This is a genomic window from Melittangium boletus DSM 14713, assembly GCF_002305855.1.
Taxonomy (GTDB): domain Bacteria; phylum Myxococcota; class Myxococcia; order Myxococcales; family Myxococcaceae; genus Cystobacter; species Cystobacter boletus.
In genome coordinates, this window is sequence record NZ_CP022163.1 from 1,579,093 (window position 1) to 1,602,320 (window position 23,228).

General features: G+C 69.1%; 20 protein-coding genes. 6 read left to right on the plus strand and 14 right to left on the minus strand.

The genetic code is table 11. The features are described 5' to 3' along the window. Window positions 1-4: 4 nt before the first annotated feature. The 3 genes from MEBOL_RS06705 to MEBOL_RS06715 are packed head-to-tail and all read left to right on the plus strand — an operon-like array spanning window position 5 to window position 2,546. The gene (locus tag MEBOL_RS06705) at window positions 5-997 is read left to right on the plus strand and encodes a DUF2157 domain-containing protein (protein WP_095976630.1); all 993 of its coding nucleotides are present in this window, start codon (window positions 5-7) and stop codon (window positions 995-997) included. Then, window positions 994-2,052 (plus strand): DUF4401 domain-containing protein, encoded by a 1,059-nt coding sequence (locus MEBOL_RS06710; RefSeq protein ID WP_157774795.1) that lies wholly within the window; start codon window positions 994-996, stop codon window positions 2,050-2,052. The genes MEBOL_RS06705 and MEBOL_RS06710 overlap by 4 nt, the downstream gene beginning before the upstream one ends. Then, window positions 2,052-2,546, plus strand: a complete 495-nt coding sequence (locus MEBOL_RS06715; RefSeq protein ID WP_095976632.1) for a GDYXXLXY domain-containing protein — start codon at window positions 2,052-2,054, stop codon at window positions 2,544-2,546. Before MEBOL_RS06710 ends, MEBOL_RS06715 begins: the two co-directional genes overlap by 1 nt. A 144-nt stretch (window positions 2,547-2,690) precedes the next feature. Here the strand turns inward: MEBOL_RS06715 and MEBOL_RS06720 are convergent, their stop codons facing one another. The 7 genes from MEBOL_RS06720 to MEBOL_RS06750 all read right to left on the minus strand — a co-directional run bounded on the left by MEBOL_RS06720 (window position 2,691) and on the right by MEBOL_RS06750 (window position 9,293). After that, the gene (locus tag MEBOL_RS06720) at window positions 2,691-3,491 is read right to left on the minus strand and encodes a class I SAM-dependent methyltransferase (RefSeq protein ID WP_095976633.1); all 801 of its coding nucleotides are present in this window, start codon (window positions 3,489-3,491) and stop codon (window positions 2,691-2,693) included. A gap of 3 nt (window positions 3,492-3,494) precedes the next feature. Next, window positions 3,495-4,250 carry a ZIP family metal transporter gene (locus MEBOL_RS06725; protein WP_095976634.1) on the minus strand — a complete coding sequence of 252 codons (756 nt, stop codon included), beginning with the start codon at window positions 4,248-4,250 and terminating at the stop codon, window positions 3,495-3,497. A 72-nt stretch (window positions 4,251-4,322) separates the two neighbouring features. Further along, complete coding sequence (locus MEBOL_RS06730) at window positions 4,323-5,561, minus strand: COG3014 family protein (protein ID WP_095976635.1); 1,239 nt, start codon at window positions 5,559-5,561, stop codon at window positions 4,323-4,325. Between the two features lie 7 nt (window positions 5,562-5,568). Beyond that, complete coding sequence (gene lpoB / locus MEBOL_RS06735) at window positions 5,569-6,168, minus strand: penicillin-binding protein activator LpoB (RefSeq protein WP_095982624.1); 600 nt, start codon at window positions 6,166-6,168, stop codon at window positions 5,569-5,571. Between the two features lie 14 nt (window positions 6,169-6,182). Further along, complete coding sequence (locus tag MEBOL_RS06740; protein WP_095976636.1) at window positions 6,183-7,010, minus strand: hypothetical protein; 828 nt, start codon at window positions 7,008-7,010, stop codon at window positions 6,183-6,185. 4 nt (window positions 7,011-7,014) lie between these two features. Further along, a complete protein-coding gene (locus MEBOL_RS06745) occupies window positions 7,015-7,572 on the minus strand; it encodes a hypothetical protein (RefSeq protein ID WP_095976637.1) in 558 nt (185 codons plus the stop codon). A 71-nt stretch (window positions 7,573-7,643) separates the two neighbouring features. Then, on the minus strand, window positions 7,644-9,293 hold the full coding sequence (locus tag MEBOL_RS06750; RefSeq protein ID WP_095976638.1) for a mechanosensitive ion channel family protein: 1,650 nt from the start codon (window positions 9,291-9,293) through the stop codon (window positions 7,644-7,646). Between the two features lie 176 nt (window positions 9,294-9,469). Between MEBOL_RS06750 and MEBOL_RS06755 the strand changes: the two genes are divergently transcribed. The 3 genes from MEBOL_RS06755 to MEBOL_RS06765 all read left to right on the plus strand — a co-directional run bounded on the left by MEBOL_RS06755 (window position 9,470) and on the right by MEBOL_RS06765 (window position 13,495). Beyond that, window positions 9,470-9,853, plus strand: coding sequence for a response regulator (locus tag MEBOL_RS06755; protein ID WP_095976639.1), 384 nt, complete (start codon window positions 9,470-9,472; stop codon window positions 9,851-9,853). A gap of 4 nt (window positions 9,854-9,857) precedes the next feature. Next, window positions 9,858-11,399, plus strand: coding sequence for a multiheme c-type cytochrome (locus tag MEBOL_RS06760; protein ID WP_245919518.1), 1,542 nt, complete (start codon window positions 9,858-9,860; stop codon window positions 11,397-11,399). A 155-nt stretch (window positions 11,400-11,554) separates the two neighbouring features. After that, window positions 11,555-13,495, plus strand: a complete 1,941-nt coding sequence (locus tag MEBOL_RS06765) for a LysM peptidoglycan-binding domain-containing protein (RefSeq protein ID WP_095982625.1) — start codon at window positions 11,555-11,557, stop codon at window positions 13,493-13,495. A gap of 49 nt (window positions 13,496-13,544) precedes the next feature. Here the strand turns inward: MEBOL_RS06765 and MEBOL_RS06770 are convergent, their stop codons facing one another. From MEBOL_RS06770 to MEBOL_RS06800, 7 genes are all read right to left on the minus strand, one after another. Continuing rightward, a complete protein-coding gene (locus tag MEBOL_RS06770) occupies window positions 13,545-15,302 on the minus strand; it encodes an ATP-binding protein (RefSeq protein WP_095982626.1) in 1,758 nt (585 codons plus the stop codon). A gap of 79 nt (window positions 15,303-15,381) precedes the next feature. Further along, window positions 15,382-17,826, minus strand: coding sequence for a serine/threonine-protein kinase (locus MEBOL_RS06775; RefSeq protein WP_095976641.1), 2,445 nt, complete (start codon window positions 17,824-17,826; stop codon window positions 15,382-15,384). Window positions 17,827-17,934: 108 nt separating this feature from the next. After that, complete coding sequence (locus MEBOL_RS06780) at window positions 17,935-18,717, minus strand: hypothetical protein (protein WP_179956394.1); 783 nt, start codon at window positions 18,715-18,717, stop codon at window positions 17,935-17,937. Then, entirely contained in the window at window positions 18,714-19,997 is a 1,284-nt protein-coding gene (locus MEBOL_RS06785) for an ABC transporter permease (protein WP_095976642.1), read from the minus strand. Before MEBOL_RS06785 ends, MEBOL_RS06780 begins: the two co-directional genes overlap by 4 nt. Further along, on the minus strand, window positions 19,994-20,695 hold the full coding sequence (locus tag MEBOL_RS06790) for an ABC transporter ATP-binding protein (protein WP_095976643.1): 702 nt from the start codon (window positions 20,693-20,695) through the stop codon (window positions 19,994-19,996). The genes MEBOL_RS06785 and MEBOL_RS06790 overlap by 4 nt, the downstream gene beginning before the upstream one ends. Then, on the minus strand, window positions 20,692-22,302 hold the full coding sequence (locus MEBOL_RS06795; protein ID WP_095976644.1) for a hypothetical protein: 1,611 nt from the start codon (window positions 22,300-22,302) through the stop codon (window positions 20,692-20,694). The genes MEBOL_RS06790 and MEBOL_RS06795 overlap by 4 nt, the downstream gene beginning before the upstream one ends. Before the next feature lie 106 nt (window positions 22,303-22,408). Beyond that, complete coding sequence (locus tag MEBOL_RS06800; protein WP_095976645.1) at window positions 22,409-23,218, minus strand: hypothetical protein; 810 nt, start codon at window positions 23,216-23,218, stop codon at window positions 22,409-22,411. Window positions 23,219-23,228: the final 10 nt, after the last annotated feature.

Genomic DNA, 23,228 nt, shown 5'->3' on the forward strand with positions numbered 1-23,228 from the left:
CCTCGTGTCTCACGACCTCCTCGATCTCCCCGCCACGCCCGAGCGTCTTCATGCGCTCGCGCGGGCCGGTGTCTTGTCCCCCTCCGGGCTGGAGCAGGCCCTGCGGCGCGCGGTGGCGACCCCCGAGCCCACGGCCTGGCGACGCTTCCTGTCGACTGGGTTGATGGGCTTCGGCTCGCTGCTCGTGCTCTCCGGTGTCATCTACTTCTTCGCCTACAACTGGGCGGCCCTCCATCGCTTCGGGAAGATGGGCCTGCTGATGGCCGCCATCGCCGGAGCGTGCCTCGCCGCCTGGCGGATGAAGGAAGGGCTCGCGGGACAGTTCGCCCTGCTCTTCGCGGCGGTGCTCGTGGGGCCACTGCTCGCCGTCTATGGACAGGCGTATCAGACGGGGGCTGACCCGTATGGACTGTTCCTCGGGTGGAGCGCGCTCATCCTTCCCTGGGTGGCGCTCGCGCGCTTCGGACCCCTGTGGTTGTTGCTGCTGCTGCTCGTGAACACGGGCTTGAGCCTCTATCGGGTCCAGGTGCTCGATCGGGAAGACGCCACGCTCATCTTGATGCTCGGGATGGTGAACGGCGCGGCGTGGCTCACCCATGAAATCCTCGCGCGGCGTGGCGTCGACTGGCTTCGTGGACGCTGGCTGCCCCGGGTTCTCGCGGTGATGACCGTCCTGCCGCTGCTCGGGCTGGGGACTTACCTGATGGTCGAGCCACAGACGTCCGACATATCGGAATACGTGGCGCTTGGCCTCCTGCTCCTGATCATGGCCGCGACCTACGTCTTCCACCGCCGGGTGCGCCCGGAGCTCTTCCTGCTCACCCTGGACGCGGTGAGTGGAATGACCCTCGTCACCACCTGGCTCGGACGCATCATCTTCGATTCGGACAACGTCCACGCGGGCAGCTTCTTCCTGATGGCCCTGCTGCTGCTCGGTGAGATGGGACTCGCGGCATGGTGGCTGCGTGCCGAGGCGCGTGGACCGGAGGAAGTATGACCCTGGCGTTCAAGCCCTCGTTGCGCGAGGTCCTGCCGTCCGAGCAGCACGAGCGGGCACGTGCCGCGCTCGAATCGAATCAGGAACTCGTCACCAGCACTCCGTGGTTCATCCGGGTCCTCATCGGTGGTGGAGCGTGGCTCTCCTCCTTGTTCCTGATGATCTTCGTGGGGATGGCGCTGTCGTTCGCGGAAAAGGAGGGCGCCCTCATCCTGGGTCTGCTGCTGACAGGTGGCGCGATCGTCCTTCGCCGCTCGGAGCCCGGCCTGTTCCTCACCCAGACCGCTCTGGCCATTGGCCTCGCGGGACAGGGTCTCTTCGCCTTTGGCATGGACAGCCTGGTCCGAAACGTTCCCCTGGCCCTGGCCCTCTTCGTGCTCGAGGTGTTCATCCTCGTCGTGTATCCGGACCTCATCCAACGCTTCCTGTCGACGTGTGCCGCCAGCCTCGCGCTGCTGTACGTGTTGCACCAAGGGCTCTCCATCGTCGTCATGGACGTGGGGCTGGTGGGACTCGCCGCGCTCGCCCACGGGCTTTTCCTCCACCAGGGCACGCTCCAGGCACGACGTTGGGGCGCGCTGGTGACACCCGCCGCCTTCGGCCTCGTCACGACGCTCCTGACCCTTCTCCTGGTGGGAGCCTGGCAAGGGGAACTCTTCGGCGACGAGGCGGTGCTCCGCATCCTCGTGACGATGGGGCTGACCACGGTGACGCTGTACTCGGCCTGGCGTGTCCTGGAGGAGTTGAACACCGCGCCGGGAGGCACCGCCGGAGTGACCTTGTTCGTGGCCCTGAGCCTCACGGCCCTGCTCACGTTCCGAGCCCCCGGAGTCATCGCCGCGGTGGGCGTGGTGCTGCTCGGCTTCCATCGGCGCAGCGTGGTGCTGCTCGGCATGGCCGTGGTCTTCATCCTCGCCTTTGGCGTGAACTACTACTACAGCCTGGAACTCACCCTGCTCGCCAAGTCGCTCGCGCTGCTGGGCGGAGGGCTGGTGATGCTCGGCCTGCGGCTGTTCATCCTGCGCCGCTTTCCCCTCGCCCCAGAGGTGTCCTGATGCGCACCCCCATCATCTTCGGCGGACTCGCCCTGGTGCTCGTCGCCGTGGGAACGCTCGTCGTCCAGAAGGAACACGTGCTCGCGCGGGGCACCCCCCTGTTGCTGGAGCTCGCCCCGGTGGATCCCCGCTCGCTCATGCAGGGCGACTACATGGTGCTCGACTACGCCGTCAGCCGGGAAGCGCGGCCGAACGAGGGCACGGAGCCGGAGCAGGGACGCCTCGTGCTGCGGCGCGATGAGTCGGACGTGGGGCACTTCGTCCGGGTCGAGGCGCCGGGTACGGTGCTGGCACCGGGAGAGATGTGGCTGAACTACAAGGTCCGCCAGGGTCGCGTCCGCCTGGGCGCGGAGTCCTTCTTCTTCCAGGAAGGGCATGCGGATCACTACGCGAAGGCGAAGTACGGCGAGCTGCGTGTGGCCGAGGATGGCTCCAGCGTTCTCGTGGGCCTGCGCGATGCCGAGCGCCAGCCCCTGGGCTCGCCCGAGCCCTGACACCCACTGATCCAGGGATGACGCACGAATGGCGGAGTGGCCTGCACATTTGTACAGCCCCCCCCCCCCCCCCCCCCCCCTCCAAATCCTTGAATTTACTGTTTTTTCAGCTGCAACGGCACTGGAGCGAAGCGGTGTTCTCGCCTAGCACCCCGCCGATTCCGGCGAGCCTCGTAGGACGAAGATGCTGTCGAGGCGTCTGTCCCCCCGGCGGCGGGGCGCGTCCACCTGATAGTCGAAGTCGTAGGTCGCGAGAATCTCGAGCCCGGCCGTGCGGAACAACCGCCGGGTTTGCGTCAGGTCATACGTGCGGAAGAACCAGTGCGTCTCGATGAGCAGGTCCTTGCCGGGGCCCGTGATGCGCAACCGGTTGCGCATGGCCGAGCGCCGCAGCTTCCGGTCCGGCAGGCCCTCCCGGGTGTTGCACACGACCGTGTCCTGGCCCAGCCGCTCCACCCAGCGCTCATGCTCCACCTTCTCCCGGGCGTATTCGGTCAGGTGGAAGCCGAGCACGTAGATGCCGTCGGGCTTGAGCAACCGCCGGGTCCCCGCCAGGTGCGCGAGTGCCGCCTTCTCGCTGTCGAGATAGCGGAAGGTGGAGACCAGGTTGAACGCCAGGTCCATCTGTCCTTCCAGCTCGGGCCGGAAGAAGTCCTCCATCCGCGACGGATAGAGACGCACGCGCCGGCGCAGGGCCGGAGCGAGGCGCGCGCGGGCATAGGCCAGCATCTTGTCGGACAAGTCATAGCCGACCACCTGGAGGCCCCTGCGCGAAGACTCCTCCACGAGTCGGCCCGCCCCACACGCGGGCTCGAGCCACCGCTTGCCGCCCGTGCCATGGCGCCGGCCCACCTCCAGCAGGAAGTCCACTTCCCGAGCGGTGTCGGTGCCGAAGATGGCTTCGTAATACTCGGGGTGGTCGTACCAGTCGGAGAGTCGTTGCATGGCTCAGTGTCCTGGATGCTCCGTCACTTCCGAGAGCGCCAGCATCAGCAACAGGCCCACCGCGAGCGCCACCAGGTTGCGGCCCCGGTTCTCCTTGCCATGCCGGTTCACGTGCGGCAGCAGGTCCGACACCGCCACGTAGAGGAAGGTGCCCGCCGAGAAGGACAGGGCCAGGGGCGCCAGTCTCTGAAAGCGCAGCACCGCATCGAAGGCGAAGTAGAGCACCGCGCCCACCGGCACCATGAGCCCGTAGGCCATCGCGTAGCCCAGGATGCGCGCGGAGCTCTTGCCCTCGGTCTTGAGGATGGAGGCCAGTGACAGCGACGAGGGCACCTTGTGCGAGGTGATGGCCAGCAGCGCCATCATCCCCACGCCCTCCTTCACCGCCGAGCCCAGCGCGATGCCGTCGAACAGCGTGTGCGCCGACAGCCCGAGGAACGCCGTCAGGCCCAGCGTGTGCCCGTGCACGTGCTCCTCGCACTCCGGCGGTTCCTCGCACGCGTGCGTGAGCACGTAGCGCTCCAGCACCATCAGGAAGACGAACCCGGCGGGCACCATCACGAACGCCCAGAAACCACCGCCGTGATACGCCTCGGGCAGCATGTGGAAGAACGCCGCGCCGAACATGATGCCCGCGGCGAACGCCAGGAAGGTCACCAGACGCGTCGGCTTCTGGGTGAACACCACCGCCAGCGCCCCCACGAGGGCGCCCAGCAGGATGATCAACGAATAGGCGGAGAGGGTTACTACCGGAGACATGGGGGGCCCGACACCTAGCACAGAATGATGCAATCCGGTGTCAAGTGCACCGCCCGTGGATTCCCCGCCTCCTCAGTGATAGCCGCGCACCACGACAACCCGCACGCGGCCCGCCTTTACCTCCACCTCGCGGGAAGTGCTCAGCCCGGGAGCTTCTACCCGCACCGTATGGAGGCCCGCGGGCAGTCTCAGGCGCGCCACCTGGAACTCCGCGGGCAGGGACAACCACGAGCGCAGGTCCGGCTGATTCGTCGCGTTGAGCACCAGGAAGGTGAGCGCGCCCACGGCCTCGCTCCTCGCCAGCGCCCCCGCCCCCGCGGCCAGTCCCGCCTTCACGCCCACGCCCGCCACCTGTTTGGCCAGCATCCGGCCCATCCGGTCATCCAGGTGGACCGCCGCCACGTCCGAGAGCGACGTCACCGTGACCGCCCACTTCGGAGGACCCGATTCCACACCCACCTGGGTCCTCGCCGGCTGGCTCCGCTCCCGGTAGACGGGCACCTGGATGAACTCACTCGAATTCACCCGCCGGTCCGCGGGCTCCTTCTCCGGGGAGCGTCCCGCCTCCACCACGACCACCACCTGCCCCTCGTCCGGCCCCAGGGGCGTGTGCACCAGTCCTGGAAAGCGCGTGAGCAGCCGCTCGTACTCGTCCTGACGTCCCGTGCGCTGGGCCAGCCGCAGCAGGGGCTCCGCCAGTTCGCCCAGCCCCGGCGCGAGTTCCAGCGCGTTCGCGTAGTCGATGTAGGCCGAGTCCCACTCCCGCTGGTCCTCGTACAGCACGCCGCCGATGTAGCGCGCGATGGCCAGTTGCTCGTAGGGCTTCTTCTCCTCGACGATCATCTTGCGCAGCCGCTCGTTCACGCGGCGCACCTCGACGAGGGCTTCCTCGTCCTGCCCCAATTGCGCGTAGTTGAGCGCCTGGAGCACGGAGATCATCAGCTTCTCGAAGTCCTCGCCCCGGTAGGCGCGCCGCCGCTCGTTGGTGATGAGCGCCCCGGCCTCCTCGCTCACGGAGACCGCGTCCAGCTCCGAGGCCAGGCGATCCGCTTGAGCGAGGACCTGGAGGCTCTCCCGCCAGCGTCCCGCCGAGTGCAGCACCATGCCCCGGTCCAGCAGCACCAGCAGCGAGTCATTGCCGCTGTCCTGCTTCGCCACCGCGTCCAGTTCGCCCAGCGCGCGGTCGTAGTCGCCGGACTCGTACGCGCCACGCAGCGCACGCGTGCGCGCGACATAGTCCCCCGCACAGCCGGACAGGAGCACCAGGGCCGCGAGCACGAGGCTCGCGGCGTGACGTCGTGCGAGGTTCATGGGCGAGCTACCAGGAGATGCCCTGCTTCTCGAACTTCTTGCGGAGCTCCTTCTCGTCCGTCCACTCCACGATGCCCGTGCGCACGTTGTTCAGCTTCGCGGTCATCTTGTAATAGACTAGCTTGTCGCCGCCGACCTCCTGGACGATGGAGGCGATCTCCCCGGTGAGCAGGAAGTCCGCGCTGGCCTGCTGCCCCGGAGCCTTGGCCGCGTTGGAATCCACGTAGCCCGAGCCCTGGTACTCGTACTCCTCGGCCAGGTCCTCGCGCGCCGCCTTGTCCAGGAGCGCGAAGCGGCCCGTGCGCGCCAGCCCCGTCTGGATCTTGTCCCCGAGCGACGCCATGTCGATGTGCTCGGACGTCTTGTTCTTCAACCGGCCCACCAGCACCACCGGCGGTTGAGGGTTCGCCTGGGCGAAGCGCGGCGAGTTCGCGAGCGACTCCACCATCTTCTTGGCGATGAGCTGCAAGTCGTTCTCGTTGAACTGATCCGACAGCATCTCGATGGTGTTCGGGTCCTCGTAGGTGCCGCGGGTGAAGGCGCGAGGCCCTCCGCAGGCGGCGAGGAGTCCAACGAGCGATACGGAGGCGATGAGACGGGTCTTCATGGCGAGGAGCACTCCTAGTTCCATTCGCATTCGAAGCGGCTGCCCTGGAAATTCCACTTATACGTGAGCACCGCGTCACGCTTGTACCCCGCCGTGAGCCGGCAGAGGCTCTGCAAGGACGAGCGCGGGTAGTCGAAGGTGTAGCTCTGCGCCTTCTGGCGCTCGGCGTCGGTGAGCTGCGAGGGGTGGGTGAGGCTCGGGCTGGCGCTCGCCGCCACCAGCACCCGGTGCGCGCCGTAGGTCTTGAGCGGCACCTTCCCGGCGAACTGGATGCGGCGCACCGTGCGGGCCCGCAGGATGTCGCTGCGGTCCACCCGCGTCTCGTGCGCGTTCTGACGGCTCAGCAGCTCGGGCAGGTTCGCGGTGAAGACGCGCGTGAGCTCGCCATCCTCCACGAAGAAGTAGAGGAAGGCCTCGCGCGCCACGCGGCTCTCGCCGGTGAAGTCGAGCGTCACCAGCACCTCCAGTTCCCGGTGGGGGGCGAGCGCGTGGGTGCTCACCGCGTCCAGCACCGTCCGGGGCACCCCCGCCTGCTTGAGGCGGATGAGCCCATCCGCGCTCGCGTCGCAGGCGCAGCGGCGCTGTTCGATCATCCGCACGAGCTGGGCCTCGTCGAAGCCCGCCTGAGCCAGCTTCGTCACCTCCTCATCGGTGAGCGGCAACTGCTCCGAGCGCTCGTAGAGGCGCGGCAACTGGTTGGAGTCCCACTGCACGAGGTTGTACGTCTGCGTCTGACCCGGAAACGGCGACACGGCCACCGGCTGTCCGGTGGCGGTGGAGACGCGGGGCGCGGTCTGGGCCGTGGCGAGCGCGAGGGCGGCGGCGAGGGCGTGGGTGAGCATGGCGCTAGAGCCTGAAACCGATGTTCATGAAGATGCGGTTGGTGATGCCGTGGCTGGCGATGGGCACGTCCAGCGCGTAGCCCAGGCCGAGCAGCAGGTGCCGGCGGGCCAGGAAGTCCACTCCCACCTGGGGCGAGATGCCGAAGCGTACCCCCTCATCGGGGACGAAGAAACCACCCGCCTTGAGACCCACGTTGAAGCTCAAGGGGAAACCATAGGTGCGCAAACGCGGGCCCACCAGCACGTTCGCCAAGCCATTCTGGAGCACGTAGTTGCCGCTGACGTCGAACTGGTACCAATCCGCGCCCCAGAACGACAACGTACCGCCCACGAACAGCGGGGGGCCACCCGAGTCCAAACGGGACTTCTCGGCGGCGAAGCCCGCGCCCCAGTCGAACGTCAAGGACACGTGCGGCTCCGAGCGTCGGGAATAGCCTCCCCGGCCATATTCGGACCGCTCGGGCCCATCCGTCCGGCCCCGGCGTTGGGCCCAGGCCTCGTCGGGAATCATCACACAGACAACGCCAAGGGCAATGCCCCACAATCCGGCAAGACGATTCATCACACAGGCTCCTACGTCAGTGCGGCGACCCCCTCCCGACCGAGGAAAGGTGGCGGATATTCACCCCCGCCCTACGCCCGAGGGGGAGACAGCGGCGAGGATGGCTCCTCCTCTTCCCGCTCCTCCTGCTTGGGGGGCGGCATCGGGGTGATGGCGGCCCGGGCCTCGGTACGGGTGGTGGGCAGCCAGTGAGGCCGTGCGCGCAGGTAGCGCATCAACTGCTCACGCACGAGGGCGCGCAGGTCGAAGAGGATGCCCGGCTTGCCGCTGACGAGCACGCGCACCTGCAGCGTGCGGTCCAACACGTCCTCCACCACCATGTTGGACACCTTGCCGTCCCACAACTCCTTGCCCTCGTTCTCCAGGATGCGCCGCAGCTCCGCGCGCAGCTCGTCCAGGTCCGTGGAGAAATCCACCAGCAGCCGCACCACGCCCAGCATGGACTGCCCGCCCTTGCTCCAGTTCTGGAAGGGCTTATCGAGGAACTGGGAAATGGGGATGATCAGCCGCCGTTCGTCCCACACCTTCACCACCACATAAGTGAGGGTGATTTCATCCACCGTGCCGAACTCGCCCTCGATCACCACCCGGTCCCCGATGCGGATGGGCTGGGTGATGGAGATCTGGATGCCCGCGAGCAACGACGCCACGGGCTTCTGCGCCGCCAGACCGATGACGATGCCCGCGAGACCCGCCGAGGCGAGCAGCGACACGCCCACGTTGCGCACCGTCTCGAACTGCATGAGCAGCAACGCGGAGGCGATGAGGTAGGTGGCCGCCTCGAAGACGGAGCGCAGCACCGACAACTGGGTGCGCAGCCCCCGCAGCCGCCCGGCGTCCGACGATTCATGCGCCACGGATTCCTGGACGAACTGTGCCGTCATCCGCAGGAAACGCAGCAGGAACCACGCCACCGCGATGATGCTCAGGGTGGTGTTGAGGTGGTCCACGATGCTCTGCGCCGTGGGCGGCAACAGCAGCAGATGCGCTCCCAATGCCAACAGCAGCGCGAAGTACAGCGCCTTCGCGGGGCCACGCCCCGAGGCCACCAGCGCGTCATCCCAGGTGATGCTCGTCCAGCGCGCCAGTCGCGCCAGCACCCGCAGGGACAGGCGCTCGAGGATCACGCTCAACGCGCTGGCTCCCACCACCGTCAGCAGCAGGCCGAGCCACTGCCAGGGCTCGAGCCCCAGCACCGGCCGCGCGAAGAGCACCGCCGGCAGTTCCTCCCCCAGCAGCACCGGGCCATAGCGCTCATACAGCGGCTCGATGGACTTCACGGTGGCTTCGCCGAAGACCCACACCTTCCCACCATCTGGGAGGGTCACCCGCGTGAGCCGGATGGGGTAGACGTCATCCCCCACGGGAATCACGCCGATCTGATCGAAGCGGGCGCTGTCTGGATCGCCCTCGGGCTCCTTGCTCAGGCTGGCCAGCGCGGTGAGTGGCAGTTTGTGGTCCAACACGAACTTGAGCTGGCGCGCCAGGCGAGCGCCCTCCGCCTTCTGCACGGAGGGGGACAGGAAGTCGAGGTAGAGGTAATGGGCGGCCCGCTCGTAGTCCCCCTGGTGGACCGCATCGGAGAAGCCATTGGCGGTGGCGTAGGGCGTCTGCCGGTCCATCCGGGCGGGGGGCGCCCCGAGACCCGCGTTGAGGGCCCAGGCCTTCCACGACACGAGGACGGACAGCAGCAGGCTCAATCCAGTCAAGGTGCGACGCATGGCGCTCTCTTTGCGACACCCCGCCCCGCCCCGCAACCCCTATGTGAGGCCGTCCGCTCGTCATCCAGGCTACTGGACGAACGGCCCTGCTTTCTTCGGGGTTGGCGGGCTCGGTGGGAAAAGCGTGGAGCCCCCGGAGGCGGTAGGCTACAAGGGCCGCTCAGCAAGAGGTCGCCGTGCACGAGAAGCGAAAAATCCTCCTCATCGACGACAGCGAGATCACCCTCGCCATGGAGAAGGCCGTGCTGGAGGCGCGCGGGTACGAGGTGATCGCCACCTCCTCGTTGGTGGAGTTCGAGAAGACCCTCCAGACGTGGAAGCCGGACCTCATCCTCACGGACATCCACATGCCCGAGGCCAAGGGCACGGACATCTGCCGGACGTTGAAGAACGAGTACAACACCCAGGACATCCCCATCATCCTCTTCTCCAGCCTGGGGGATGACGAACTGGCCAAGCTCGCCGAGCAGGTGGGGGCCGATGGCAGCCTGTCCAAGGGCAATGGCTTGGAGGCGATGGGTGAGAAGATCGACGAACTGGTGCAGAGCATCATCTGGTGACGCGGTGAGGAGTCTGCTCACCGGGCTCCTCCTGCTCTCGGCGCTCGTGGGGTGCTCGCGCAAGGAAGCGCGTCCGCCCGAGCCGCCTCCGGCCACGAAGCCCTCGTCCCCGGCCGCCACCGCCCCGGGCGCCATCCTCTTCTTCTCCGCCGACGTGCGCGGCTACCTGGGCCCCTGCGGCTGCAGCGAGAACATGCGCGGCGGTATCGCGCGTGCCGCCTGGCAGGTGCGCGAGGCGCGCCAGGGTGCCCTGCCCGTCCTCTATGTGGATGGCGGGGACAGCCTCTTCGGGGAACCCACCCTCAAGCCGGATCAAATCCCCCAGGAGGAGCGCAAGGCACGGGCGCTCGCCGAGGCCTTCCAGGGCATGGGGCTCGACCTCCGCGCGGTGGGCGAGCTGGACGATACGCGCGGCGCCGACTTCCGCCGCTCGCTGGGACTGCCCGAGCTGCCCTCCGGTGGCGTGAAGGTGCTGACCGCGGGGGCCCGGAAGGTCGGCCTCGTGAGCGCCTCGGATGGGGCCGGCCTCCAGCGGGGCGCCGCCCAGGCCCGCGCCGAGGGGGCCTCGTTCGTGGTGGGCCTCTTCCGGGGAACCCTGCCACAAGCCCAGGCCGCCGCGGCCACTCCCGAGCCAGGGGTGGACCTGGTGCTCGCCACCCACACCGCCTCCGAGTTCGACGGCGAGCAGAACACCCTGACGCGGGACGCGGTCCCCGTGGTGGCGCTGCAGAGCAAGGGCCGCTCGCTCTTGCGCGTGGACCTGGCCTACGGCGCGACCCCGGGCCGCTTCGCGCAGCAGCGCACGGCGGAGGACGGCGAGAAGGAAGCCGCCTCCATCGACCGGCGCCTCGCGCTGCTGGACACGGAGATCAACCTCCCGGGCATCGAGCCGAAGCTCAAGGCCCTCAAGCAGGCCAAGCGCGAGGAACTGGTGACGCGCCGTCAGGCCCTCGTCACCGCGCCCGTGGCCGCGGCGGGCGACGGCGATGGCTTCACCGTGCGCTTCGTGCCGCTCGAATCCACCCTCCCCTCGGACCCCAAGGCCCAGGCGGTGGTGAACGCCTATGACGCGGATGTAGGGAAGATGAATCTGGAGTGGGCCCGCGCCCATGGGCAGGACTGTCCGGCCCCCACCAAGGGACAGGCCGCCTTCGTGGGCAACGCCGCCTGCGCGGAGTGCCACGCGGAGTCCTTCCCCGTCTGGGACGCCTCCAAGCACCACCAGGCCTGGAAGACGCTGGAGGACGTGGGCAAGCAGTACCACCTCAACTGCACCGGCTGCCATGTCACCGGCTGGGAGAAGCCCGGCGGGGTGTGCCGCCTGGACAAGGTGGCCGGGAGGGAGAACGTGGGCTGCGAGAGCTGCCACGGCCCGGGCTCGCTCCACGTGGAGGACCCCTCCGCCGACAACGTCATCGCCAAACCCGGGCAGGCGGTGTGCGTTACCTGTCACAACCGGGAGAACTCCCCCCACTTCGACTTCGCCACCTACCTGCCCAAGGTGCTCGGTCCCGGACATGGGGCCGCACCAGGAGTGAAGCAGTAGGCGCTTGGGCACATCCGCGCGGTGCGTTTCTTTCCGTCGGGAGCATCCAGAGGGAAGATGGCCCGTCTGGATGCTTGTTGGCGTAGCTCGAAAAGCATCGAATTCTTCCGTCCTCAATCCTTCCGGCCCGCCTGGCAGCCGGTCCCCAGGTGCTCATGCCGTCTCTCAGCCTGCTCCTCCTGGTCCTCGCGTCGGTCCCCCCGTCGAGTGACACGCACCCCCTGCCACCACCGCCCCCGGGCATGAAGGCGCGAGCCGAAGCCAGGCCCGTGCTGGTGGGCGCCGCCCAGGAGTCCGAGTCCCCCGCCGCCGAGTCTCCCGCCACCGAGGAGGGAGAAGAGCCCGAGGAGGACGAGTCCACCGAACTCGAGGAGATGAGGGCCCTGGAGGGCGCCACGTTGGATCCAGGAGCCCGGCCCGACGCCGAGGTGCTCCAGTCCCTGCGCCGCCTGGGCGTGGCCAACCCGCTGCGCCTGCGCATGCTGGACGCCCTGGAGGAGCCCACCTTCCGCGAGGACGAGGCGGAGGAAGCGCTGGCGCTCATCACCGACCTGTCCACCTTCGACGTCGCGCGCTTCCAGCCCCGCTACGACATCCCCGTGGAGATGCAGCCGCTGGTGGCCCAGTACATCCAGTTCTTCCAGGGCCCGGGCCGCAAGTGGTTCCGCAAGTGGGTGGGCCGCTCCTCGCGCTACCTGCCGGTGATGCAGCCCATCCTCGAGTCCATGGGACTGCCGCGCGACACCGTGTACCTGGCGATGATCGAGAGCGGCTTCTCGCCCAACGCCTACTCGTGGGCCCACGCCTCGGGGCCCTGGCAGTTCATCGCCAGCACCGGCCGCCAGTACGGCCTGCACCAGGACTTCTGGGTCGACGAGCGCCGGGATCCCCTCAAGGCCACGCGCGCCGCGGCGCGCTACCTGAAGGACCTGCACGCGGAGCTGGGCCACTGGTACCTGGCGTGGGCGGGCTACAACACGGGCAGCGGCCGCGTGCGCCGGTTGATGGAGCGCCTCGACACGCGGGACTTCTGGACCATCTCCGCCGTGGAGAAGGGCCTGGCCACGGAGACGAAGCACTACGTGCCCAAGCTCATCGCCGCGGCGCTCATCTCCAAGCAACCGGCCGCCTTCGGCTTCGCCGAGGAGGAGTTCGTCTACGAGCCGCCGCTCACCTTCGAGGAAGTGAAGCTCACCGACGCCACGGACCTGGACGTCATCGCCCGGGCGGCGGGAGTGGACGTGGCGCTCGTGCAGGAGCTCAACCCCGAGCTGCGGCGCTGGTGCACCCCCCCGGCGAGCGCGAAGAACCCCTACGTGCTGCGCCTGCCCACCGGCACGGGGCCGCGCTTCACGGAGAACCTCGCCAAGCTGCCCGCCAAGGAGCGGCTCACCTTCCGGGTCCACCGGGTGAAGCGCGGCGACACGCTGTCTCAAATCGCCCTGAACTACGGCACGGCGGCCGAGGCCATCCTCCAGATGAACCAGCTCAAGAGCCTGCGCACGCTCAAGCTCAACTCGGAGCTCGTCATCCCCATCCCCGCCAGCCGCGCGGGCGCCAAGAGCGAGGGCACGGACACGGCGCTCGCGCGCAAGGTGGCCCAGGCGCGGCGCAGCGGCGTGACGGTGCCCCGCCCCGAGGATGAAGTGCCCGCGGGCACGCCGCGCGGCCCGGTGGCCACCGGCCCCATCAAGACGGAGACCATCGGAGGCCGCAAGCGCATCACCTACGGCGTGCAGTCCGGTGACAGCCTGTGGGCCATCGCCCAGCGCTTCCAGGTGCAGGTGGACGACGTGCGCAAGTGGAACAGCCTGTCCGCGCGCGCGAGCCGCCGGGCGCTCAAGGTCGGCTCGGTGCTCTACATCTGGCCGGACAACGCGCCCCGGCAGGTCCAGGAGCGCGCGGGCACGGTCATCGCCCAGCGGGCCTCTCCGTCCTCCACGCCGGGCAACGTGCACCACCTGGCCGCGGGCGAGACGCTGTGGAGCATCGCCCAGCGCTACGGCATCAGCGTGGAGGACATCAAGCGCTGGAACCACATCAAGGACACCAGCCGCCTGCCCACCGGCCTCAAGCTCACGGTGAGCGCGCCGTAGCCCCTGGGCCCTGGGCCTCCCTGGACCCGAGGGCCATTTCCCCCGCCGCCTACCCCTGCTCGAGCAGGAGCTTGAGTTCGCGCACGCGGCGGGTGATGTGGTCCCGGTCCATGCGGCGGAAGCTCTCGGGCAGCAGCTCGCGGCTGGTGCACTCCTGCACCGCCACCAAGTTCTGCAGTTCGATCTCCAGCGGGTAGCTGGGCGGCACGAAGTCCTCGAACACGGCCTTGAGATCTTCTTCCGTCGCCTGCTCGCGGCCCTGGGCGAGCGCCCGGAAGCGCGTGCGCACCAGCACCGCCTCCATGTCCGCGCCGCTCAACTGCCGCGTCCCGATGGGAATCAGATCCGAGATGGACGGCACGTCCAGCTTGAGGCCCGTCTTCTTCTGCATGACCTTGAAGAGCTCTTCGCGCTCGGCTTCCGTCTCCGGGTAGAAGAGCGCCAGGTGCTCCTCGGCACGCCCCTGCCGCTTCAAGTCGATGGGCAACAGGTCCGGCCGCGCCGTCATCAGGAACCAGACGATCTTCCCGCGGTACACCGTGTTGCCCATGAACGAGGCGATGGAGCCGAACACGCGGCTGCTCGTGCCCGAGTCCCCGCCCGAGTCACGGTTGCCGAGGAAGGTGTCCGCCTCGTCCACCATCACCGCCACGGGCCAGAGCGCCTTGAGCAGGTTGAAGATCTTCTCCAGGTTGCTCTCGGTGACACCCTGCCACTGGCTGCGGAAGTTGAGGAACTTCACCACCGGGATGCCAATCTCCCCGGCGAAGCACGACACGAGGAACGTCTTGCCCGTGCCCACCGGACCGCTCACGAGGTAGCCCATGGGCATCACCTCCATGCGGCCCTTCTTGAGCGCGTTGGCCGCCGAGCGCAGCATCTCCTTGGCCTTGGCGTGGCCCGCCACCGCGTCCAGCGAGTGCACCGGCTCGATGAACTCCAGGAGGCCGTGGCACTCGGCCTGGATGAGCTCCTTCTTCTTCTCCTTGAGGAGATCCGCGCTGATGCGCACGCCGCGCTCGAGCGCCTCGGTGAGCACCCGGTCCAGGTTGATGCGCGACAGGCCCGCCGTCATCTTGGCCAGGCCCGAGAGCGGCACGTCCGACACCGCCGCGAGCTTCTTGCCCTCCAGCTTGTAGCGCACGTACTCCAGGCGCTCCTCCTCCACGGGCAGGGGCAGCTCGATGGGGGCCACGTAGGGGTTGCGCGACATGCGCTGGGAGATGTCCGCCAGGTTCTCCGCCAGGAGCACCACCGACACGTCCCCCGCGAGGAACTGCGGATCGTGCGCCCACTTCTCCAGCGTGGCCAGCACGAAGCGGTCCTCCGCCGACAGGTTGCTCATCTCCCCGCCGGGCACCAGCGTCTCGGCGAAGTCGATGACGAGCGCGAGCGAGCGCCCATCACTCAGGCGCATGCGCAGGAAGTTCTCCAGGATTTGAAGCGCCCGGGCCGGATCCCTCGGCAGGCTCTTGGCGTAGTCCGTGCCGTAGAGCGTGTCGTAGGTGGTCAGGGTGCGTTGCAGATCCTTCTGCGTCTCCTGCGAGGCGGAGCGGATGCCGGAGGAGCGATCATAGAAGATGACGTGATCGCGCCCGCCGAAGAGCTCCTCCGCCAGGAACGTGCGCAGGGGGCCGAAGCCGCGGCTTCCGTCATCGAGGGTGAGCGGCTGGAGGTCGCGCACCGCTCCGTAGAGCAGGAAGGTATTGACCGTCTTCGTGTAGTACTTCTGCGCCAGCTTCTGGGCCCACCCGGGCAGATGCGCGAGCGGATCCGCCGGATCGGCGGCCTTGCGGGACTTGGTCACGGACACACCCCTCTCCCACCCCCTCGCGGGGGCATGACGCCCTCCCCGGAGGGAAGGCGTCGCTCTGAGTCACGAGGCATTACTTGTTGCAGCGGCCCTTCACCTTCTTGAGCCGCTCATTCACGCGGACGGCTCCGTTGGAGCCAGGGGCCACGGGCACATCCACCTCGGTGTAGCAGTCCAGCTTGAGGCGCACCTGCTTCACGCTCGCGGGCACCGTCACCAACGAGGGCGTCAGCCCCAGCTCCTTGCCTCCGGCCACGATGGTGGCGCCGGAGGGAACGGACTGCACGTCCAGCTGGTAGGAGTCCGCTTCCAGGGTGAGGCGAACGTCCGTGGGCGCGCTCGCGGTGGGGCTGACGCGCTCCTGCTTCGGCTTGAAGCCCGGCGCGCTCGCCTCCAACACCACCACGGGACCGGCGGGAACCTCGCTGACGTAGGTCTTGCTGTCCCCCTTGGGACGCACCACCTTGCCATCCAGCTTGAGCTCGGCATCCGCGGGCTGGGTGACCACGATGAGCTGCGCCATGCGCGCCTCGCGCTGCAGCTCCACGTCCACCCGCGTGGGCGTCATTCCCGACGCCACCTGCACGGTCTGCGTGAAGGGCTTGTAGCCCTCGACACTCACCAGCACCACGGCCGGGCCGGCGTTCACCTGCTGCAGGATGGGGCCGGACTTGGGGACATCCAGGTCCTTGCCGTTGTAGCTCACCCGGGGGTTCTTGCCCTGCACGTCATGCGGCAGGCTCACCAGGACGAAGCCCGTGGGCGCCGGCCGCATCAACAGCATGCCCACCCCACCGAGCATCACGAGCACCAGGACGACGATGCCGATGATGGGCGGCAGGCGGCTGGAGGTGGCCGCCGCCGGAGGCGCGGCCGCAGCGGGCGTCTGCGCCGCGGGCTGAGACCTCGGCGCGGCGACGGGCATCCGGCCCTGGGGCGGGGGCGCGGGAGGCAGCCCATCCTCCGTCAGGTCGTCGACGGGCGGCGGAACCACGGGCGGGGGCGGCCGGGAGCCGACGGCCGGCGAGGACAGCGACGCCCGCGCTCCGCCCGAGAGTTCATCGGAGCGGCCGACGCGCGGAATGCCATCCAGGGTGTTGCGCGACTGCCGGCCCACGGTGGTGCTCTCCCCGTTGCTCGGCGCGAGCACCGGCGGCCGAGGCATGCTCGGATGGGACAGGCGCGGAGCCGCGCGCGGAGGCGGCGACTCCTCGAGCATGGGCGAACGCGGGACCTCCACGGGCGTCACCATGCGGCCGGGGCTCACGTGCTCCCCCGTGGGGCTGTCGTTGAAATACTCGGAGCCGTTGACCACCTGCGTCGCGCCGGACTCCTCCTCCTCCTTGGGAGGCGCCACGGGCGCCGCCGTCAGCCTGGGCATGGCGGCCATGGTGGGCGAGCGGCGCACGCCCGCGGGAGGCGGTGCCGCGGGTTCCACCTGCGGCGGACTCGAGAGCTGCGGCGTCGAGTGAGGAGAGATGGGGTTGGAGCCGAAGCCCATCTCGATGGCGGCCAGCATGCCCTCCGGGGGCTTGATGTCCGCGTACTCCTGCAGCCGCTGCTTCTCGCGCTCCACGTCCTCCGCGAAGGTGGACTTCATGTACTGCATGAGGTCCTTGCGGCTGAAGATGGAGTCCGAGGTGATGAGGAAGCGCTGGAGGTCATCCCCCAGCTCGTTCGCGTACTGGTAGCGCTCGTCCACGTCGCGCGCGAGCGCCTTGAGGACGATCTTCTCCAGCGCCTCGGGGATGCGGCGGTTGTAGGTCGAGGGCGGAGCCACCTCGGCCTTGCGCACCTTCTCCAGCACGGAGAAGTCGCTGTCCCCCACGAAGAGCCGCTCACCGGTGAGCATCTCGTAGAGGCACACGCCGATGGCGAAGATGTCCGAGCGCCGGTCCAGCGGCAGGCCGCGGATCTGCTCCGGGCTCATGTAGCCGAACTTGCCCTTGAGGATGCCCGCCTGCGTCTTGGTCGCCTTGCCCGCCGCCTTGGCGATGCCGAAGTCGATGACCTTGACCTCGCCCTCGAAGGAGATGAGGACGTTCTGCGGGGAGATGTCGCGGTGGACGATGTTGAGGTCGCGCCCCATCCCGTCCTTCTTGCGGTGGGCGTAGTCCAGGCCCTCGCACATCTTCGACACCATGTACGCCACGAGCGGCACGGGCGCGGGCTCGCTCTTCTTGCGGCCCCGGTCGAAGATGGCCCGCATGTCCTTGCCGGGGATGTACTCCATCGCGATGAAGTAGTTGTTCGCGATCTGCCCCAGCTCCTCGATCTTCGCGACGTTGGCGTGGTTCAGCTGCACGCTGATCTTCGCCTCGTCGATGAACATCGAGATGAACTCGTCGTCCTCGGCGATGTTGGGGAGAATGCGCTTGATGGCGACGAGGCGCTCGAAGCCTCCGGCGCCGAACATCTTCCCACGCCACACCTCCGCCATACCGCCGATGTTGATCCGGTCGAGGAGGAGGTATTTCCCAAACGGGATGGGCTGCCGCTTCGGTTGAGTGGTCGTCACGGGCGTACGTGGCTCGGGTTTAAGGACCGAGCCTATCGATCGCCCCTCCATAGGGTCAACCGCGCCAAGCAGACCCCTCCACGAACCAACCCCCGGAGCCCACGCCCGTCAGGGTGTAGGTGCCGGAGCGCTCAACCCGGAATCCGAGGAGGCCGGGGGGGGCTCCTCACGCCCCTCGAAGGGCAACAGGCCCTCTTCGGGCGGCTCCTCGGGGGGAACCTCCTCGATGACCACGCCGTAGGGCTTGCCCTCCGTGGCGTACACCGCCGGCATCCCGAAACGGCTGCCCGCTGGGAGACCCACCAGGGAGACCCAGGCCCGCTCCCCCCCGGAGGCCACGCAATAGAGAAGCGTCCCCACCTCCATGCCCGGGGCCTCCTGGACGGGACCCGAGCAGTCGCGTCGCACTTGCAGGGACCAGGCCCGCGCGCGCTCACCGCGCACCAGGTAGGGCGGTTGGCCCAGCTCCTCCACCACGGGCCGCAAGACGTCCGGGCTGGTGGGGACCTTGCCATTGCGCACGAGCACCTGGGCCTTCTCCTGGAACTGGCGCAGGGACAGGGAGGCCACGGTCTCGGAGTCCAGCGGCACCTGCCCCTCGGCGAGCACCAGGTCGAAGAAGAGCGCGCACACCAGCAGGATGGGCAGCAGCCGGTAGCCCTTGAAGCCCTCGGCGCGGCCTGTCGCCATGCCCCAGAGTCCCACGCCGACCAGCACGAGCAGGACGCCCAGCACCACCGCGGGCCAGAGCACGGGGGGAGGCGCCAGGAAGGCGGACACCTCGGAGCTCCGGGCGCGAAGCCCATCCCAGAGGTCTCCGCCATAGAGCCACAGGAGGGCCAGCAGGCAGCCCAGATTGAGCAGCAGGGTCTGTCGGGAGGGAAGCGTCATCCAGCGAGTGTCCGGGCAGGGTCCGTGGCGGCGGCCCGGTGGCTGGGGAACCAGGCGCCCGCCAACGCGGCGAACAACCCGAGACCCACGCCCCCCACCACCACCAGGGCGGGAAAGGAGAAGAAACTATCGGGCTTGAAGGGGAATTGCGGCAGCCAGGTGGCCGCCAGCCGGTCGATGAGCAGCGCCAACAGGAGCGCGGCGACGGTGCCCAGCACGCCGCCCACGAGTCCCACCACGCCCGCCTCGGCCAGGACGATGTTGCGCACATCCGCGCGCGAGGCCCCCACCGCCTGCATGACGCCAATCTCCTTGGCCCGCGCCCGCACCGACGCACTCAGCGCATGGGCGATGTTCACCGCCGCGAGCACGCAGATGAGAACGGACAGGAGCGCCATGGCCGACGTGGTGAGCGTCACCGCCGCGCCCACGTTCTCCGCGAGCCGCCGCTCCTGATCATCGATCTCCAGGCCCATCTCCTTCACCGCCGCCACCACGGAGGGCACGCCTCCCGGGCTCGTGGCCACCAGGGTGACCCCCGTGTACGTCTCCGTGTCCTGGCCCAGCTCCTTGTTCAGGCGCACGGCCACGTCCAGGGGCAGGGTGACGCCCGCGAGCAGCGCCCGATCCGACGCCCCCACCACCTGCACCTGGGTCGAGATGACGGGTGCCCCCGGCAACGGCGCCGTCACGTAGGAGCGGTTGAAGTCGATGGGCAGCACGAAGCCCTTGAGCATCTCCGGCGCGAGCCTCGGCAGCTTGCGCGAGGGGGCGAAGGTGTTGTTGTAGATCTCCAGGAGCCGCGTGGAGATGAGCACCGGCAACGGCTTGTCCGGCCCGGGATCCACGAACGTGTCCGGGGACACGGCGCCCTCGACCAGGCCTGGATCCACGCCCACCGCCAGCAGATCCATGCCCATGCGCAGTCTGCGGCCGAAGAAGTCCCCGTTGTAGAGGCTGGCCGCCGGGGCGCGCACGTTCATCTTCCGGTACACCCGCTCCACGCCGGGCAACGCGCCCAGGCGCTCCACCGTGGCCGCGTCCAGGCGGCCCCCGCCCAGGAACGAGCCGAGCGACACCGCGGGAGGCACCACGTCCACCAGCCGCGCGTCGGACGGGAAAACCCGCTCGCGGATGACCCGGCCCACGCCCAGGCCCAGGCCCACGAAGAAGACCAGCGCCCCCACGCCCATGGCCACGCCGAAGGCCGAGAAGAACGCGCCCCGCCGCTCCCGCGCGAGGCTCAGCCGCACCAGCCTCGCCAACGCCGCGAGCCTCATGACACGCCCTCCGCCGCCCGCGCCACCGGGGGCTCCTCCACGAGCCGCCCCTCCTTGAGCCGCAACACGCGGCGCGCCGCCGAACTCATCCGATCCTCGTGGGTGACGGCCAACAGGGTCAGCCCCTCGCGGTGCAACTCCTGGAAGAGCGAGATGACGCCCGCGCCCGTGGCCGCGTCCAGGTTGCCCGTGGGCTCGTCGCACAGCAGCAGCCGCGGTCCCGTGAAGAGCGCCCGCGCGATGGCCACGCGCTGCCGCTCACCTCCGGACAGCCGCACCGGCGTGCGATCCTTCTTGGCCAGCAGCCCCACCCGATCGAGCAGCGCCTCCGCCCGCTTGCGCGCATCCGGGGAAGCGGCCGTCCCGAAGTGCGAGGGCATCAGCACGTTCTCCACCGCGGACAGGTTGGGGATGAGGTGGAAGGACTGGAAGACGAAGCCCACGTGCTGGTTGCGGAAGCGCGCGAGCGCCGTGTCCTTCAGGCCCGACAGCTTCACCCCCGCCACCTCCACCTCGCCCTGGTAGTGCACGTCCAGCCCGCCCAGCAGGTGCAGGAGCGTGGACTTGCCACTGCCCGAGGGGCCCACCACGGCCACGAACTCGCCATCCTCCATGTCGAGTGACAGGCCATCGAGCACGCGGACCTCGGTGCCCTCCCCATCCTGGTACCGCTTGACGATGTCGCGCGCGCGAATCATTGGGGCGCCGGAGTCAGCCAGAGGGTGAGCTCGGCCTGCAGGGACTTGTCCTTCTCGGACAGGCCGAGGGTCACCGCGCGCAGTTCCCCCATGGCCTCGAGGAAGCGCACCGTGGTCGCCTTGATGGCGAAGCCGCCAATGCCCCACGCCTCGGACGGCAGCGCCTTCACCGAGTCCGACAGACGCCGCAAGTCCAACACCGCGCCCAGCACCGGTTCCTGGAGCGAGGCGCGCAGTTCCTCCGCCACGGGCACCGGACCCGGAGCCCCCGCGAGCCGGGGCAGCACCGCCTCCAGCCGCGTCCGGGGCGCGGCGAGCACCACCTTGTCCCCCACCGAGGCCATGTGCATGCCCTCTCCCTGCGCATACGACGTGAGGTAGACGCGCTGGCCATTGAGCTCCGAGGGCTCCACCTTCGCGCCCAGGCGCTGGGCGAGCGGCGGCACCTTCTCCAGCGCCGAGGCCAGCCCCGCCGCGTCCTTGCCCTCGCCCACCACCACCAGGTGCACGAAGCGAAAGGGGTTGGTGCGCCGGGGATCCAGCAGGGGCATGCCCGCGCTCAGCTGCACCGTGGGCGACAGGGCCACGCCCGCGACCATGCCGGGCTTGAGCCGCTCGAACACCTCGCCCTTCACGTCGAAACCGCTGGCCTGCACCGCGCGGGTGATGGCGCCGCCCGCGAGGTAGGGCCACACGGGCTCCAGCTTCGCGGGGTCGCCCCGGTAGCGCACCGTGAGGAAGCTGTCCTCCGGCAGATAGCCGAGCAGCTCCGTCGCCTTCTGGGGCGTGAGCGCGGCGAGCGAATCCTGGGAGCCGGGCCACGGCATGTCCGCGCGCAGCGACACGGAGCGCTCGCTCAACGTGCCCATCAGCGTCACGGCCTGCGCGGTGCCCGCGGGGACGAAGTAGCCCAGGCCCCCGGGCAGGAAGGCGTAGAAGTCGCGCTCGGTGGGCAGACGCTTGAGCGCGTCGGACAGGAGCGGCTCCTGGGACAGCGACTGCTCCGGGGCCAGCGTGGCGAAGCCAGACAACCGGGGGATGAGGTCGCCCGCGCCCACCAGGGCATAGCCGTCACTGAGCAACAGCCCCAGCGCGGGTTGTGGGGCTCCCGTCCGGCTGAAGGTGACGAGCGTGCCACCGGGCACCTTCTGCTCGGCGCGCGTGGGCGCTCCCAGGCGCTCGCGGGCGAGCTTCGCGAAGGTCTCCGTCAGGGCCTTCTCGTCCTTCATGCCGAGCACGGAGACGACCTTGTTGTCGAGCAGCAAGGCCATGCCCGCGCCCCGGGAGGGATCGATGCCGGCGGTCTCCATGGCCTGACGGCTGCGCAGGTCCACGCCCACCTGGCGCATGATGCCGGAGACGAACCCCTCGGCGGACTGGGCGTTCTGGAGCTGGGCGGCGAAGTTGGCCAGCTTGAGCGTCTGCAAGCGCGCCAGCTTCTCGCCGAGCGTGCCCAGGTCCGGAATGACGACGGACGCCTTGGCCGTGCGAGGCAGGAAGCGGGCGGGGCTGAGCACCTTCGCCCCGGGCTGCTTGTCGCCGCAGCGGGAGCAACCGGCGAACACGAGAAGCACGAGCAGGAGCCAGGGCGTGGTGCGGCGGAGCATAGGGACCGGAGTGCAGACGGCCTGGGGCCCGGAGTCAAATTCTTCTCGCGGCCGGAGCAGAGGGGCGTCCAGCACCCAACCCGGCGGGCGAGCCCGGGAGTCGCGCCTAGCGCACGCGCGTGCCGTGCGGCAGCGGCGCGGACGTCTCCTCGGTGAAGTCGAGGAAGCGCTCCATCTGCCGCACCGTCTCGTCCGTGGCGCTCGCCTCGGCGCTCAGCGCGTCGAGCTGCCGGGTCACCCCTTCGGGATCCCGGATCGCGATGGACTGCTCGTGCGTGAGCCTCATCAGGTCCTCGATGCTCGCCAGTTGGTGGCTCACCACCTCCCGGCTCTCACGGGCCTGCTCGAAGCGCGCGAGCCGCTTCTGGAGGATGTCCAGCCGCTTCTCCTTCACGTCCCGGATGCGCGCGTTGGACTCCGCCGCCAGCTCCGCCTCCAGCGCGCGCACGTCCTTCTCCAGCGACTGCCGCTCGGCCGGGTTGAGGTAGGTGCGGTACTGGTTGAGCGTGGAGATGAGCCGCAGGAAGGAAGTCAGCAGCGTGTCCAGCCGCTGCTCGCTGCTGGCCGCCAGCACGCGTCCGCCGGGCAGCTTCGCGTAGTTGGCCAGGATCTTCTCCTTGAGCCCCACCAGCTGTTGGTAGTGCTCGCGCTGAGAGGCGGCCAGGTCCGCGAGCAAGGCATCCACCTGCTTGCGCGCCACCTCCGGATCCTGCCCCTCCGGCAGGCCCGAGCGCACCGCCCGCTGGAAGCGCTTGGAGGTGGAGGCACCCACCAGGTACAGCCCCTCCACGCCCAACGCGATGAGCGCGGGCAGTGGCTCCTGGGTGATGGCCGAAGACGCGGCGGCCGTGAACAGCCCCACCAGGTTGGCGGGCATCAGGAAGGCGGCCTTCAAGAAATTGGGAGAGCGGGCCACGGAAGTCCTC